This window comes from Streptomyces sp. NBC_01257, assembly GCF_035917255.1.
Classification (GTDB): Bacteria; Actinomycetota; Actinomycetes; order Streptomycetales; family Streptomycetaceae; genus Streptomyces.
This window is the reverse complement of sequence record NZ_CP108472.1, coordinates 3,751,707-3,767,034: the sequence shown is the minus strand read 5'-3', so window position 1 is coordinate 3,767,034 and position 15,328 is coordinate 3,751,707. Positions and strand designations below refer to the sequence as shown.

The window sequence follows — 15,328 nt, the reverse complement described above, 5'->3', positions numbered from 1 at the left end:
GCATGCTCTCACGTCATGGACTCCAGTAATCGCCTGGGCGATATCGAGATCACCGATCCGCAGGCGATGCGCGCCCTGGCGCATCCCGTACGGCTGGCGATCCTCGACCACCTGCGCCGGAACGGGCCGGCGACCGCGACCGAGCTCGCCCCGGACGTGGGGGCGACGCCCTCGGTGACCAGCTGGCACCTGCGCCATCTGGCGGGCTTCGGCCTGGTCCGGGACAGCGAGCCCGGACCGGACCGCCGCCGCAGGCGGTGGGAGGCGGTGGCGCGCGGCTTCCGGTTCGAGGAGCCGCGGAACCCGGCGGACGAGGAGGGCCGGACGGCCGCGCGGGAGCTCTCGCGGCAGATGTTCCTGCGCTACGCGGACGCCCCGGCCCACTGGGCCGCCGAGGTCGAACCCGGGCTCGACCCGGCCTGGCGCAGGTCCGCCGGGCTGGCCCACACCCGCGTCATGGTCTCCGCCGAGGAACTCGCGGCCATCGAGGACGGGATCGAGCGCGTCCTCGCGCCGTACGTCACCCGGGACCCGGCCGACCGCCCCGCCGGCAGCCGCGGCGTCCGGCTGATGCGCTACGTCCTGCCGGAGGGCGACGGGGGGCAGCGGGACGGACGGGACGAGGAGCCGGGCGGGGAGCGGGCGGGGCGGTCCTCGTGACCGGCCGGGAGGGCGACATACCCCCTGCCGCATCGCTGTGGCGGGACGGGCGCTTCTCCCGCTTCTGGGCGGGCCATTCGGTCTCGCAGTTCGGCGACCGGATCACCGAGCTGGCCCTGCCCCTGATCGCGGTCGGCGCGCTGAACGCCTCGGCCAACCAAGTCGCCTGGCTGACCGCACTGGTCTGGACGCCCAACCTGCTCGCGATCCTGCTGGGAGCCTGGGTCGACCAGCGGCCCCGCAAGCGCCGGCTGATGATCATCGCCGACCTCGTGCGCGCCGCCGTGCTGCTGAGCCTGCCGGCGGCCTACGCGCTGGGCACGGTGACGCTCACGCATCTGTACGCCGTGGCGATCCTGACGGGCGCCGCCGGAGTGCTGTTCAACACCGCCTATCCGCCGTTCTTCGTGCGCCTGGTGCCGCGCGCCTCCTTCGTGGACGCGAACAGCAAGCTCAGCGCCAGCCGTTCGGTCTCCCAGGTGGCGGGCCCCGCGATCGGCGGCGCGCTGATCCAGGCCCTCACCGCACCGGTGGCCGTCGTGGTGGACGCCCTGACCTTCCTGGTGTCAGCGGTCCTGATCGGCCGGGTCGGGGTCGACGAACCGAAGGCTGCCACGGCCGACCCGGCCGCGCCGTCCCTGGCCCGACGTGCCCGGGAGGGCCTGGTCTTCGTCGTACGCCACCCGGTGCTGCGGGCCACGCTCGGCTGCGCGGCCACCGTCAACTTCTTCACCTTCGTCGCGGGCAGCGGGCTGATCGTGCTCTTCGCCAGCCGGGGCCTCGGGCTGTCCGCGGGGGTGATCGGCGCCGCGCTGGGGGCCGGCGCTACCGGCGCCCTGCTCGGCGCGGTGTGCGCACCCGCGCTCTCGCGGCGGCTCGGTGTCGGGCGGAGCATCGTGGCGGGCGCCGTGCTGTTCCCCGCCCCGATCGCGCTCGCCGCCGCCGCGGGCGGTCCGCTCTGGCTCCGCGCCGGGGCGCTGGCCGCGGCCGAGTTCCTCTCCGGCTTCGGCGTCATGCTGTTCGACGTCAACCTCAACTCGCTCCAGGCGTCGGTCATCCCGGACGGCATGCGCAGCCGCGTCGCGGGCGCGTACAGCACGGTCAACTACGGGATGCGGCCCGCCGGCGCCGTCGTCGGAGGCCTGCTCGCCACGTTCCTCGGACTGCGCGGGACCCTGCTCATCGCCGCGGTCGGCGGAGCGCTGTCCGTGCTGTGGCTCCTGCCGTCACCGGTGCCCCGCATCCGCTCCCTGGCCCCGGCCGGCACCGCGGACAGGGCGGGAGGCGCGGAGGATGCGGACGACGGCAAGCGGCCGGTACGCGGATGAGCGGACGGGTGCCCCAGACGGGCGGCCGCGGGCCGCTGTCCGGGGCGCCCGCGCGGATCAGAGAATGCGCAGATCCATCGCCCGGGCCATCGCCCGGTAGCCCGCGTCGTTCGGGTGCAGACGGTCGCCCGAGTCGTAGGCCGGGGCGATGCTGTCCGGGTCGCCGGGGTCGGCCACCGCACGGTCCAGGTCGACCACCGCGTCGTACGCGCCGGAGGTGCGGATCCAGTCGTTGACCGCGTCGCGCTTCGCCTCGTTGACGGCGCTGTCGTAGAACGAGCCCTTGATGGGTGTCAGCGTCGCACCGACCGCCTTGATGCCCCGTGCGTGCGCCTGACGGATCAACGACCGGTGCCCGGCGATCAGTTGAGCGACGGACACCTCCGGGGTGGGGGTGCCGACGCCGCCCGCGCTGCTCGCCCCGATGTCGTTGATGCCTTCCAGCACGATGACCGTGCCCACGCCCGGCTCGTCGAGCACGTCCTTCGCGAACCGGGTCACGCCCTTCTCCCCGGCCCAGTCCGTGTCGTTGGTGACCTGGTTGCCGCCGATCCCGTGGTTGAGGACGCTGCGCGGATGCCCGGTGGCCGCGAAGCGCTCCGCCAGTTCGTCGGGGTAGCGGCTGTCGGTGTCCGGGGTGGATCCGACGCCGTCGGTGATGGAGTCGCCGAAGGCCACCACCCCGTTCCGGCGCGGGGCGCCGCCGCCGACCTCGACGCCGGTGAGGTAGTACCAGGACTCGCTGGTCTCCGTGAACGCGGCGCCGCCGCGGTCGGCCCGGTGATCGCCCCGGGCCCGGTAGCTCGTGGCCGACGACATCATGTGGAAGGTGGCGGGACCGGTCGGCGCGGCGAGATACAGCGTGACGGTCAGCGACTCCAGGGCCCCGGTCCGGTACGCCAGCGCGTCACTGGTCGCGTCGGCGCCCGCCGGGACGGTCGTCGAGCGGCTGCCGCCGAAGGACAGCTGCCGCACCGAACCCTTCTCGACCGACGCCCCGGCGTCCGTGCGGGCCACCGTCGCTCCGGTGATCCGCAGCGGGCCGGTGCCGTAGCGGTTGGACAGTTCGACACGGGCCCGGGTGCCGCCGGTGCTGACCCGGATCACCTGGCGGACCGTCTGGTCCGCGAAGCCCTGTCGCGACCAGTTCGGCGTGAAGATCTCGGTCGGTGCCTGCGGCGAGGCCGCCCAGCCGCCCTGCCAGCCCCCGTGGCCGGTCCCGGGCGCGGTGCCGTGCCCGGCCGAGGCGGCGTGCGCGGGCGTGCCGGTGACGTCTGCGCCGACGACCGGCAGCGCCACCAGTGTCAGTGCCGATAACAGTGCGACACCCGCACGCCGGGTCGCGTTCGTGGTTCTCATGGTTCCCACCCTCGTTGTCCTGGATGCCTGTTCCGTGGATCACGTGCGCACGACATGGCCAATCACGCGGATGCCCCGGCTATTCCCGCCGGGTGGGCGTCAGTTGGGCCCGGCCGGTGTGAAGATCAGCGCGGCGAGGGCCCGGAACACCTCCTCCGGATCCCGGCCCCCCACCGCCTCGTTGAGGTTGCCGCTGAGCAGCAGACCGGCGAAGCCGTGGGCCAGGGACCAGGCGGCCACGCCCGCGAGCCGGGGGTCGTCGCCGCGTCCGGCGTCGGGGAGCCGGGCGACTCCCGCGCGCAGTTCCCCCGACGCCCGGTCCTTCGCTGCGAGCAGCTCCGGGTCGTCGGCGCGGTACAGGTCCGGCTGGAACATCACCTGGAAGTGGGCGGGGTGCTCGGTGGCGAACCGTACGTACCGCACGCCCCGCTCCCGCAGGTCCGGCGCGTCGGCGAGAGCGTCGGCGAAGAGCCCGTAGCCCTCGGTGGCGATGGCGGTGAGCAGACCCGTGCGGTCCTTGAAGTGGTGGGCGGGCGCGGCGTGGGAGACGCCGGCCCGGCGGGCCAGATCGCGCAGGCTGAGCGCGGCGGGGCCCTCGGTGCGGATGACGTCGAGCGCGGCGGAGAGGACGGCCCGCCGCAGATCGCCGTGGTGGTAGGTGCGGTCGCTGCTCATGAACAGCACCCTACGCAGAATCTAGTCATTGACAAGTTCGCGGGGCTGGGTGCACTCTGGCGGCCGAGAGATATCTAGTCAGTGACTAGATAGAGGCGCTGCGGAAGGCGGAGACATGTCCGAAGAGCTGGGTCGCGTACGGCAGATGTGGCACCTGCTGGAGCCCCTGCACGCTGTTCTCTACTACGCGCCGGAGGCCTTCGAGGAGGCGGCGGCGCTCGGATACGAGGTCGGCGAGCGGTGGCCGAGCTACTTCGCCTGGCGGGCGGCGCCGCTCGGGGAGGCCGGGGCCGACCGGGTCGCGGAGACGTTCTACAGCTTCAGCCCGCGGATGGTGGGTGCGTACGTCCCCGCCGGCTGGGCCGTCGCCTCGCCGGGGGCGGTCCTGGCCGCCCGGACCCGAGCGGTCGACCGGGCGTACCGGACCGTGCTGGGGGAGGCGGTCGCCGCTCCGGGGACGGCCGAGGCGGCCGCGCTCCTGCGGCGCGTCGCGGAGGCGGCCGACACGACGGGCCGTCCGCTCGCCGCGGCCAACGCCGCACTGCCCTGGCCGGACGCGCCGCACCTCGCGCTCTGGCAGGCGGCGACCGTCCTGCGCGAACACCGGGGCGACGGCCATCTCGCGGCGCTCGCCCGCGCGGAGCTCGACCCGGTCGAGGCGCTGGTCTCGTTCGCCGCCGTCGGCGCGGCGCGCCCTGAGGTGTTCGCGAGCCGGGGATGGGGCGACGAGGAATGGTCGAACGCCCGCGAACGGCTGCTGAAGCGCGGGCTGTTGGCGGACGACGGTACGGCGACGGACGCGGGCCGGGTGCTGCGCGCCGAGGTCGAGCGAGGGACCGACGAGGCGGCGGCCGCCCCGTGGCGGGTGCTCGGCGACGCGGAGCGGGAGCGGCTCGTGGAACTGCTCGGCCCGTTGTGGGTGGCGGCGATCGGCTCCGGGCTGCTGCCGTCGGAGACGACGCTGGGCATCGGGAAGGTGTGATTCGAGCCGCATCGGGGTGAAGGCGGGCCATGAACGCGTCCTGACGGGGAACACGTCCGTAGGATTCCCGGGTTGGTTCGGCTTTCTCCCCGTCAGGACGGCTTCGAGTGATATCTCCCCGCGATTGTCGAATGATCGTGCCCGCGCTGGGCGTGGTGGCCGTACTGGCCCTGACCGGCTGCGACCCCGAACAGGTGACCTCCGGTACGGACCGCTCCGGCGGCAGTTCGAACGGCGGCGGCCAGTCCGCCACCGGTTTCGGCGCCAGCCCGCTGGACAACGCCGACGGTACGAAGCCGGGCCTGGCGCCCCTCACGTCCGATGCGGACCGGGCGGCGGCCCGGAAGGTCATCGAGAAGGTGGCGACCAAGGGCCGCGGCCCCAAGACCGGCTACGAACGGGACAAGTTCGGCTACGCGTGGAAGGACTCCGTCGACAGCGTCCCGCTCTCGCACAACGGCTGCGACACCCGCAACGACCTGCTGGCCCGCGACGGCAAGGACGTCGCACTGCGCTCCGGCTCGGACTGCGTGGTCGTCTCCATGACGCTCAAGGACCCCTACACCGGCGAGACCATCGAGTGGCGCAAGCAGCAGGCCACCAAGGTCCAGATCGACCACGTCATGCCGCTGTCGTACGACTGGCAGATGGGCGCGGCCCGCTGGAACGAGGCCAAGCGGCAGCAGATCGCGAACGACCCCCTCAACCTCATCCCGGTCGACGGCCCGGCCAACAACGCCAAGCGCGACTCGGGTCCCGCGTCCTGGCTGCCGCCGTACAAGCCGGTGCGCTGCTCGTACGCGCTGCGGTTCGCGCAGGTCTCGCTGAAGTACGAACTCCCGGTCACCACCGCGGACAAGAAGGTCATGCTGGAGCTGTGCGGCGGCTGACCGGCGGACCGGACGCGCGAAGGGGACCCGCCTCCAGGCGGGTCCCCTTCGCGTCGGCGGGTCACTTCCGCGGCCGCTTGCGCGCGGGTCAGAGCTTCAGGTCCCACAGTGTCGCGTCGTACGTGAAGCCGGGGCCGACCTCGACGGTCAGGTCCTTGGCGCCCGCGGGGGCGTCGAAGGCGTAGAGGACGGTGACCTTCCTGCCCGGCAGGACCGTGCCGCTGAAGCCCTCGCCGACCTTGCCGTCGAAGATCTGCTCGGCGTCGACACCGTCCTTGCCGGCCCGGGCGCCGACGGTGACGAGCGCGGCGTCGAACTTGGCCTTGCCCGCGTTCTCGATGACGACGGCGACGCGGTAGGCCTTGTTGCCCTTGGTGTGCCCGGCGGCGTACGGGTCGGGGGTGTACGCACTCGCGTCGCCGACCGTGATCGTGAGGTCGTCGTCGTAGACCGCCGAGTCCCCGGCCTCCAGGGCCTTGTCGGTGGCCTTCTCGTTGTTCTTGCCGGCGTTCTTACCGGTGCTTCCGTCCCCGCCCGCCTTCGGCTTCGCGGAGGCCGTCGTGTCCGACACCGCCTTGTTGAGGTCGCTCACCGCGTCGTCGACCGCCTTGAACGTGATCACGGCGCCGACCACCGAGAGGATCAGCGCGATCAGGCCGAGCACGGCGCCGAACGTGGCCATGCTCTTGTTCGTCGCCTCGCCCCGCTTGGCACGCCCCCGGCCGGCCAGGCCCAGGATCAGCGCGATCAGGCCGAGGACGCCCGCCAGCCAGAAGAGGAACGGGACCAGACCGGACACCGCGCCGATGAGACCCAGGATCAGGGCCGCGACACCGAGCCCGTTGCGCGCGGGCCGCAGTCCCGGCGTCTGGGCGGGGGCGTACGGCTGCTGGGGCTGGTGCTGCGACGGGTGCTGCGGCTGGTGCTGAGGGGACTGGGGCGGCTGCGTGAACTGGGACATGGCTGTGCCCTTCGGCAAGTGCGGAGAGGAGTGGTGAGCGGTTCCACATGTCGCCTCTTGCAGCGACAGGTCAATCACACCATCTCCTGTGAACCGAGTCAACACTGTTCACGATTGATTGGGTGGTGCACGCTGTGAATCGTGTGCTGTGAACAGGTCGGTATGCTCGCCGGCACAGCAGTGAACACGGACGCAGCAGTGAACACGGACGCGCCAGCAGCGGTACGAGCACCAGGGAGACAGCAAGTGCCGGAGAACGCGACAGAGGTGACCGCCGCGGGGATCGCCCGGCTGGCCGGGGTGGGGCGCGCCGCCGTCAGCAACTGGCGCCGCCGGCACGCCGACTTCCCCAAGCCCGTCGGCGGTACCGAGACAAGCCCGTCCTTCGCCCTGCCCGAAATCGAGCAGTGGCTGCGCGACCAGGGGAAGCTCGCCGAGGTCCCCCTCCGCGAGCGCGTCTGGCAGCAGCTGGCCGGACACCCCGCAGGCGCCGTCCCCGCACTGTTCCACGTCGGATGCGCGCTGCTCCTCGTGCGGGAGCGGCCCTCCGCCTGGCGGGAGATCACGGGGGTGTCCGACGAGCGGATGGCGGGCGTGCTCTCCCTCGCGCTGAACGAGGTGCTCACCGCCCGGTTCGGACCGGCCGACGGGACCGGGCGCGCGGTTCACGGCCCGGACCGCTCCGAACTCCTGCCGTCCGTCCCCCTGCTGCGCGGCGCCGCCGAACTCGCAGCCGAGGCCGGGGTGCGGGAGACCTTCGAGTTCCTGCTCGGCCGTCAGCTCGACGCCAACCCCCGCCAGTACACCCTCACCCCGCCCGGCCTCGCCGGGCTGATGGCCGCACTGGCGGGCACCGCCGGCCGGTCCCCGCGCACGGTCCTCGACCCGGCGTCCGGCACCGGAGCGCTGCTCGGCGCGGTCACCCGCCCCGCCGCGCTGTACGCGCAGGAGAGCGACCCGGACCTCGCCGCTCTCACCGCCCTCCGCCTCGCCCTGCACACCGACCCCGCCGAGTGCACCCTCGCGGCCCGGACCGGCGACACCCTGCGCGCCGACGCCTTCCCCGGCCTCACCGTCGACGCGGTGCTCTGCCACCCGCCCTTCAACGAGCGCAACTGGGGCCACGACGAGCTCGCCTACGACCCGCGCTGGGAGTACGGCTTCCCCGCCCGCACCGAGTCCGAACTCGCCTGGGTGCAGCACGCGCTGGCCCGGCTGCGCGAGGGCGGCACCGCCGTCCTGCTGATGCCGCCCGCCGCCGCGTCCCGCCGCTCAGGCCGCCGTATCCGCGCCGACCTGCTGCGCCGCGGCGCCCTGCGGGCCGTCATCGCGCTCCCGGCAGGCGCCGCGCCCCCGTACGGCATCCCCCTCCACCTCTGGGTCCTGCGCAAGCCGGGCACCGCACCGCATCCCTCGCCCGAACTGCTCCTGGTCGACACCGCCGAGCCCGCCGAACCCGCCTCCGACCGGAGCGGCCGCGACCGCCTCGACTGGCCGGCCCTGCACGCCGCGGTGCTCGACGCCTGGCAACGGTTCGGCGACGAGAGCGATCAGGGCCGCGCGGACGGCGGAACGGACACGAATGCGCGTACGGCCAAGGACCCGGCCGCGGGTACCGGAACGGGCGCAGGCACGGGTACGGGCACGGACGCCCGGCCCGGCGTCAGCCGCGTCGTGCCCGTCATCGAACTCCTCGACGACGACGTCGATCTGGCCCCCGCCCGCCACCTGCCGTCCCCGGCCGCCGCGGGCGGATCGGCCGAGCTGATCCGCGTACGGGAACGGCTGACGCAGACCCTGGAGCTCGCCGGCGGCCTCATCCCGCCGCCCGTGGACGTCTCCGCCCCCGCCCACTGGCCGCTCACCACCGTCGGCGAACTCGCCAGGGCCGGCGCCCTCCTGCTCCGCACCGGCGGCACCGGCACCGGCACGGGCCCCGTGCTCACCGAGCACGACGTCCTCGGCGCCGCCGCCCCGTCGGGGAACCTGCCCGCCGCAGGACCGCACGAGGATCCGGTGCTCGTCGAACCGGGCGACGTCGTCGTCCCCGTGCTCGGCGGCGGCTCCGTCGCCCGTGTCATCGACGACGCCACCGCGGGAGCCGCGCTCGGCCGCAACCTCCAGCTGCTGCGCCCCGATCCGGCCGCGCTCGACCCCTGGTTCCTCGCCGGTTTCCTGCGCGGCACCGCCAACAACCGCCAGGCCAGCAGCCACGCCTCCACCGCCACCCGGCTCGACGCCCGCCGCCTCCAACTGCCCCGGCTGCCCCTGGCCGAGCAGCAGCGGTACGGCGAACGCTTCCGCGCCCTGGCCGCGTTCGAGGACGCGCTGCGCCTCACCGGACGCCTCGGCGGCCGGCTCGTCCAGGGGATGTACGACGGGCTGACGGACGGTACGGTCACGCCGGAGTGAGCGGAACCACAACAGTTCCGTACAACCCGGGGGCCCTTGTCGGTGTCGCCCTTTACGCTCGGTCCAGCGCGTACGCCCATGTGCGCGCGGACGCCCCCCGACCAGGTATCCAGGAGCAGCCATGAACGCCCCGGGCTATCCGCCGACGGCGCCGCGCAGGATCCCCACGAGGGCCTGGATCGTGTCGATGCGCGTGCTGTTCACCGTGCTCTCGGTGTTCTCCTGCGGCCTGCTCCTGTGGGCTCCGCTGCTGCGTCTGGCGATCGTGCGGCGCAGGACGTCCGACTGGTGGCTGACCGGGGCCGGATTCGTGCTCATCTGCGTCCTGCTGCCGGTCATCGGCAGGGACGGCAGCGACACCGACGCCCACGGCGTCGACTACGTCCTCATCCCGCTGCTGCTGCTGGCGATGGTGGCGGCCCCCACGCACTACCTGGTCGCCGACATCCGCCACTACGCGGAACTGACCCGGCAGCACACCATGGGCGGGCCCGGCATGCCCGGCGGACCCGTGCCGCCGGTCCCCGGTTACGGATACGCCCCCACCGTGCCGATCCAGACGCCCGGCCCGGCCCCGGCGCCGCAGCCCTACCCGCCGCACCCGTACCCCGGGCCGAACCCCACACCGCCCCCGGACCGGCAGCCGCACACCGCACCCCAGCCCCAGCGCCTCGACCAGGTCCGCGCCGAGCTCGACGAACTGAGCGACTACCTCCGCAAGGAGGAGGGCCGGTGAGCGGTCGCCTCGTCGGCGGGCGGTACGAACTGGCGACGATCCTCGGCCAGGGCGGCATGGGCCAGGTCTGGACGGCCTACGACCAGCGCCTGGACCGCCGCGTCGCGGTCAAGCTGCTGCGCCCCGACCGGGTCACCGGCCCCATCGGCAGTGACGCCGCGGGCGAGCTGCGCCGCCGCTTCGTCCGCGAGTGCCGGGTCACCGCCCAGGTCGACCACCCCGGCCTCGTCACCGTCCACGACGCGGGCAGCGACGGCGACGAACTGTTCCTCGTCATGCAGTACGTCGAGGGCGCCGACCTCGGCGACCACCTCGCCGAACACGACCCGTACCCCTGGCAGTGGTCCGTCTCCGTCGCCGCCCAGCTCTGCGCCGTCCTGAGCGCCGTGCACGCCGTGCCGATCGTCCACCGCGACCTCAAGCCCCGCAACCTGATGGTGCGCCCGGACGGCACGGTCGTCGTCCTCGACCTCGGCGTCGCCTCCGTGCTGGACACCGACACCACCCGCCTCACCCACACCGGCTCACCGATCGGCTCCCCGGCCTACATGGCCCCCGAACAGGCCATGGGCGGCGCCGTCGGCCCGTACACCGACCTGTACGCCCTCGGCGTCCTCCTGCACGAACTCCTCAGCGGCGACGTGCCGTTCGCCGGCTCCACCGCCCTCGGCGTCCTGCACCGCCACCTCTACGAACCACCGGTGCCCGTCCGGCAGATCCGCCCCGACATCCCCGAACCCCTCGAAGCACTCGTCCTGCGGCTGCTCGCCAAGGACCCGCAGCACCGCCCCTCCAGCGCCCAGGAGGTGTACGAACACCTCGCCCCGCTGCTGCCCACCCGCAACTCCGGCCTGCCCTCGGGCCCCCTCGACCCGACCCGCCCCTTCCTGCGCCCGCACGCCCCGTGGCCCGACCGGGCCACGACCCCGCCCCCCGCCCAGCCCGCGCCGATGCCCGCCCGGCCGGACGTCGCGGCCGCCGTCGACGAGGTCAAGAGGCTGCTGGGCGAAGGCCGGATCACCCAGGCCGTCGACATGCTCGGCGGCATCCTCCCGGCCGCCGCCGAACAGCACGGCGAGGGCTCCCCGGTCGTCCGCATCCTGCGCAAGCAGTACGCCGCGACGCTGATGGACGACGGCCAGTACCGCCGCGCCCTGCCCGAACTGCGCCGGCTGGCCGACGACCGCGCCGCGGAGACCGGACCGGCCGACCCGCAGACCCTCCAGTACCGCTACGACGCCGCACAGTGCCTGGAACAGCTCGGCGAACCCGCCGCCGCACTCGCCGAGTACCGGGCCGTCCTCCCGTACTACGAGAACCAGTACGCGACGAACAACGATCCGGCACGCTCCTACGAGATCCGCCACCGCATCAGCCACCTGCTGATGGCACTCGGCGACCACGCCGGAGCCCTCGGCCAGCTCCGCGCACTGCTGTACGACACCGAGCGCATGTACGGCCCGCACCACCCCCTGCCCGTCGAACTGCGCGGCCAGCTGGAGCGCAGGCTGAAGGTCAGGGGCGGCTGAGAACCGGGACAACGCCGCGGTGACGGTCCTCCCGGTCCCGCCGCCACCGGCTCACGACGGCTGAACGAGCCCCGCCTTGCCGTAGACCGTCGCCACCCGCGCGCCCGCCACGCCCGAGGCGAAGCCCATGCCGATGCGGAAGTCGCCGGGCCGGTCCGGGTCCGGGACGAGGACGCCCAGGCCCTCCGGCTCCCGGTAGTCCAGCGAGTACGCGGCCGCCGTGTGAGCGGGGTTGACGGTCTCCTTGAAGGGCGACGGCGGAGCCGGGTCGAGGGCGCCGGTGGCGAGGTTCACCGAGGTGATGAACGTGTTGCCGACACCGGGCGGCGAGACCACCAGGTCCTGCCCGCCGATGTTCTGCGTGGAGCCGTAGCTGTTGCCGTGCAGCAGGTAGAGATACCGGCCCACGACCGCGTACCCCTGGAGGAACGGCCGGCCGTAGGTGGTGAGCGGCCAGCCGGGCACCGCCGTGATGTCCGGTTCCCGGACGTTCGCCAGCGGCTGGCTCCAGATGCCGAGGCGGGCCAGGTCCAGGTCGTGGACCTGGAAGACCATCACCCCGTCCGTGTCCCGGAAGCGGATGGCGAGCCGGCCGTAGACCGGGTCGACGGACGCGGTGTACGTCGAGGTGCCCGGGACCGGCTGATACGTGGTGAGCCCGGCCGATCCGTAGTCGAGCACCTGCGCGTCGACGAACGGGAAACGGGCCAGCCGCCGGCCGCGGCTGGTCACCTTCGTCGGGTCCGACGGGTGCACCGGGTCCTGCACTTCCTGCCCGTCGGTCTCCGTCCACAGATAGGCCTTGGAGCCGACCGGCTCGACCCCGATGCTCATGCCGTGCCCGAAGCCGCGCAGATACATGTAGCCCAGGGTGTTGCCGGACATGTCCCACTTGGTGATCGTCAGGTCGCCGTGCCGGTTGCGGTCGGCACTGCTCACCGGGGCCGGTTCGCCCGGGAGCTTCAGGCCGCTCTGCGTCACCTGGGCCAGGTAGATGTGACCGTTGGCGTTGTCGTAGCCGAAGGACTGGATGATCGTCGTGTCACGGGTCGGCTTCTGACGTATCCAGTTGTCCGAAGCACTGTTCAGATCGAGCCGCGGCGAGGGCACCAGAAGCGCCGAACCCGGCGTGGGGTGGACGGCGGCGGAAGCCGTCCCGGTGCCTGCGGACACGCCTGCCGCCGTCAGCGCACCGGCGCCGCTCCACGCGAGCAGGGAACGGCGGCTGGGGCGCGAGAGTCTGTCGTGGGTCATGGGGCCTCATCCAATCGGCAGGCCAGGCCGCGATCAACCCCGCCCCATCGCCCGCACACCACCGCACGACCGCACCGCCATGGGGTGGCCACACGCACGGAGACCGCGGCGCCCGGAGCCAGTTCACCCAATCGTCGCCCCCAGGCCACACCCGCCATCCGCCCCCGACACATTGACCGGCTGATGTACTTTCGTGCTGATCTCGCTGGTGGTGCCCTGCTACAACGAGGAAGACATCCTCGAACGCTTCCATGAACGCGTGACGGATGAGATGACCCGCCTGGGCCATGCCTTCCAGCTCGTGTACGTGGACGACGGAAGCGCGGACCGGACCCTGCCGATCCTCCAGGAACTGGCCGCCGCCGACCCCCGCGCCCACTACGTCTCCTTCAGCCGCAACTTCGGCAAGGAAGCCGCCATGCTCGCCGGCCTCCAGCACGCCGAGGGCGACGCCGTCGTCATCATGGACGCCGACCTCCAGCACCCGCCCGAGCTCGTCGGCCGCATGCTCCAGGAACACGCCCGCGGCTACGACCAGGTCATCGCCCGCCGCACCCGCAAGGGCGACCGCGTCACCCGCACCCTCACCGCCCGCGCCTACTACTGGCTCATCAACCGCCTCGTCGACGTGGAACTCGTCGACGGAGTCGGCGACTTCCGCCTGCTCTCTCGCCGGGCCGCCGACGCCGTACTCGAACTCACCGAGTACAACCGCTTCTCCAAGGGCCTCTTCGCCTGGGTCGGCTTCCCCACCACCACGTTCAGCTACGAGAACGCCGTCCGGGAACAGGGCCGCTCCGCCTGGACCTTCGGCAAGCTGCTGAACTACGGCCTCGACGGACTCCTCTCCTTCAACAACAAACCGCTGCGCGCCGCGCTCTACCTCGGCATGCTCCTGATGTCCGTGGCCTTCGTCTACGCCGCCTGGATCGTCGGCGTCGCCCTGGTGAAGGGCGTCGACACCCCCGGATACGTCACCCTCCTCGTGGTGCTCACCGCCCTCGCCGGAGTCCAGATGGTGATGGTCGGAGTGGTGGGGGAGTACGTCGGCCGTATCTACTACGAGGTGAAGCGCCGCCCCCACTTCCTGGTGAAGGCCACCAACACCCGGATCCACCGGCCCGCCCAGGAGCCGGAACCCCTGGAGTTCGTACGCCGATGACGGTCAAGGCACAGATGGCCCGGTTCGCCCTCGTGGGCGCCGTGAACACCGGCACGTACTACGGCTGCTACCTCGTCCTGCTGCACCGGCTGCCGTACATCGCCGCGCACGTACTGGCCTTCGCCCTCAGCATGACCGGATCGTTCTTCCTCAACTCCTACTTCACGTACCGCACCCGGCCCACCTGGCGGAAGTTCCTCCTCTTCCCGCTCACCAACGCGGCCAACTTCGTCATCACCACCGGCGGCGTCTACCTCCTGGTCGACCTGGCCGGATTCAGCAGCAGGTACGCCCCGCTCGTCGCCGCCGCGGCCGCCATCCCCATCACCTTCGCCGTCTCGCGCACGATCATGCTGCGCCCGGACACCCCGCCGAAAACAGCCGAACGCGTCGGCTGAGCCGCGCCGACGGACGACCGCATCCCCAACTCCTCCCGAATCGTTGGTCGAATCAGTGGCCCGCACCACCTCCACTGTCCCTAGAGCATCCGGCACTTGGGAGGCGGCGTCGCGGGTCCGGGCCCGCGCATCTGCGGCGTTGTCGTCAATCACCATGGCTCCGCCATGCCTCAATCCTCCGCCTTGCAGCTGCACGCACCCGGACCCGCTCCTTTACCCGCCTCCCAAGTGCCGGATGCTCTAGCATCGATCACCGCAAGGCCTTGTGCACCGCCGCACAATCTCCTCGGGAGGCTCCTTTGCACCGCCGCCGTCGCACCACGCTCGCCGTCTCCGCCGCCCTGCTCACCGCAGCGCCGCTCCTCGCCGCCTGCGGCAGCCAGGCCCACCCGGGCGCCGCGGCCGTCGTGGGCGGGGACCGGATCACGGTGGCCACCGTGCAGGGCCAGGTCGCGGACGTGCGCCAGGCGCAGGACACCTCCAAGCAGGCCGCCCAGATCACCAACCAGTCCGGCCAGCTCGTCCGCGCCAAGCTGCACGGGCTGATCCTGGACCGGGTCCTGGACAAGGCGTCCGCGGACGCGGGGGTCACCGTCACCCGCGCCGAGATCCAGCAGATGCGGCAGTCGGCCGTCGCCCAGTACAAGGGGGAGGCCGGACTGCGCGCCGCGGTCCTCCAGGAGCGCTGGATCGCCCCCGACCAGATCGACGCCTTCCTCCGCGAGCAGATCCAGCTGACCAAGCTCGGCCAGGCACTCGGCGCCGACCCGACGACCCCGGCCGGCACGAAGATCCTCGGCGACGCGCTCACCAAGGCGTCCAAGTCGCTGAAGGTCGACGTCAACCCGCGCTTCGGCACCTGGAACAACCAGCAGATCCAGCTCGGTGAGTTCAAGGCCCCCTGGATCACCCAGGTCACCAAGCCGGCCCAGGCGGCGGCGGAGGCCGGGGCCTGAGGACTGTCCGACGGCCGGGGTAGATT

At 72.6% G+C, this 15,328-nt stretch carries 14 protein-coding genes; 10 read left to right on the top strand and 4 right to left on the bottom strand.

The window, feature by feature from the left end; translation table 11 throughout:
* Nucleotides 1-15: 15 nt before the first annotated feature.
* A complete protein-coding gene (locus OG408_RS15980; protein WP_326670457.1) occupies nucleotides 16-660 on the top strand; it encodes an ArsR/SmtB family transcription factor in 645 nt (214 codons plus the stop codon).
* Complete coding sequence (locus OG408_RS15975; protein WP_266779733.1) at nucleotides 657-1,988, top strand: MFS transporter; 1,332 nt, start codon at nucleotides 657-659, stop codon at nucleotides 1,986-1,988. The genes OG408_RS15980 and OG408_RS15975 overlap by 4 nt, the downstream gene beginning before the upstream one ends.
* Nucleotides 1,989-2,045: 57 nt before the next feature.
* On the opposite strand, the gene OG408_RS15970 is transcribed toward OG408_RS15975, so the two are convergent.
* Nucleotides 2,046-3,347 (bottom strand): SGNH/GDSL hydrolase family protein, encoded by a 1,302-nt coding sequence (locus OG408_RS15970; protein ID WP_326670455.1) that lies wholly within the window; start codon nucleotides 3,345-3,347, stop codon nucleotides 2,046-2,048.
* 99 nt (nucleotides 3,348-3,446) lie between these two features.
* Nucleotides 3,447-4,022: a TetR/AcrR family transcriptional regulator gene (locus tag OG408_RS15965; protein ID WP_326670453.1), complete on the bottom strand. Its 576-nt coding sequence runs from the start codon at nucleotides 4,020-4,022 to the stop codon at nucleotides 3,447-3,449.
* A gap of 115 nt (nucleotides 4,023-4,137) precedes the next feature.
* Here OG408_RS15965 and OG408_RS15960 point away from each other — a divergent pair, with 115 nt between their 5' ends.
* Nucleotides 4,138-5,004: an SCO6745 family protein gene (locus OG408_RS15960; protein ID WP_326670451.1), complete on the top strand. Its 867-nt coding sequence runs from the start codon at nucleotides 4,138-4,140 to the stop codon at nucleotides 5,002-5,004.
* A gap of 131 nt (nucleotides 5,005-5,135) precedes the next feature.
* Entirely contained in the window at nucleotides 5,136-5,894 is a 759-nt protein-coding gene (locus OG408_RS15955) for an HNH endonuclease family protein (RefSeq protein ID WP_266779729.1), read from the top strand.
* 88 nt (nucleotides 5,895-5,982) lie between these two features.
* On the opposite strand, the gene OG408_RS15950 is transcribed toward OG408_RS15955, so the two are convergent.
* Entirely contained in the window at nucleotides 5,983-6,855 is an 873-nt protein-coding gene (locus tag OG408_RS15950) for a DUF4352 domain-containing protein (RefSeq protein ID WP_266779728.1), read from the bottom strand.
* 246 nt (nucleotides 6,856-7,101) lie between these two features.
* On the opposite strand from OG408_RS15950, the gene OG408_RS15945 reads away from it, so the two are divergent.
* The 3 genes from OG408_RS15945 to OG408_RS15935 all read left to right on the top strand — a co-directional run bounded on the left by OG408_RS15945 (nucleotide 7,102) and on the right by OG408_RS15935 (nucleotide 11,532).
* Nucleotides 7,102-9,267 (top strand): N-6 DNA methylase, encoded by a 2,166-nt coding sequence (locus OG408_RS15945; protein ID WP_326670449.1) that lies wholly within the window; start codon nucleotides 7,102-7,104, stop codon nucleotides 9,265-9,267.
* 121 nt (nucleotides 9,268-9,388) lie between these two features.
* Nucleotides 9,389-10,003 (top strand): hypothetical protein, encoded by a 615-nt coding sequence (locus OG408_RS15940; protein ID WP_266779726.1) that lies wholly within the window; start codon nucleotides 9,389-9,391, stop codon nucleotides 10,001-10,003.
* Nucleotides 10,000-11,532 (top strand): serine/threonine-protein kinase, encoded by a 1,533-nt coding sequence (locus tag OG408_RS15935; RefSeq protein WP_266779725.1) that lies wholly within the window; start codon nucleotides 10,000-10,002, stop codon nucleotides 11,530-11,532. Before OG408_RS15940 ends, OG408_RS15935 begins: the two co-directional genes overlap by 4 nt.
* Nucleotides 11,533-11,583: 51 nt before the next feature.
* Here the strand turns inward: OG408_RS15935 and OG408_RS15930 are convergent, their stop codons facing one another.
* On the bottom strand, nucleotides 11,584-12,786 hold the full coding sequence (locus tag OG408_RS15930; protein ID WP_326670446.1) for a phage baseplate protein: 1,203 nt from the start codon (nucleotides 12,784-12,786) through the stop codon (nucleotides 11,584-11,586).
* Between the two features lie 193 nt (nucleotides 12,787-12,979).
* Between OG408_RS15930 and OG408_RS15925 the strand changes: the two genes are divergently transcribed.
* The 3 genes from OG408_RS15925 to OG408_RS15915 all read left to right on the top strand — a co-directional run bounded on the left by OG408_RS15925 (nucleotide 12,980) and on the right by OG408_RS15915 (nucleotide 15,302).
* Nucleotides 12,980-13,948 (top strand): glycosyltransferase family 2 protein, encoded by a 969-nt coding sequence (locus OG408_RS15925; protein WP_266779723.1) that lies wholly within the window; start codon nucleotides 12,980-12,982, stop codon nucleotides 13,946-13,948.
* Nucleotides 13,945-14,346, top strand: coding sequence for a GtrA family protein (locus tag OG408_RS15920; protein ID WP_266779722.1), 402 nt, complete (start codon nucleotides 13,945-13,947; stop codon nucleotides 14,344-14,346). Before OG408_RS15925 ends, OG408_RS15920 begins: the two co-directional genes overlap by 4 nt.
* 299 nt (nucleotides 14,347-14,645) lie before the next feature.
* Nucleotides 14,646-15,302, top strand: a complete 657-nt coding sequence (locus OG408_RS15915; RefSeq protein WP_285564953.1) for a SurA N-terminal domain-containing protein — start codon at nucleotides 14,646-14,648, stop codon at nucleotides 15,300-15,302.
* Nucleotides 15,303-15,328 lie beyond the last annotated feature (26 nt).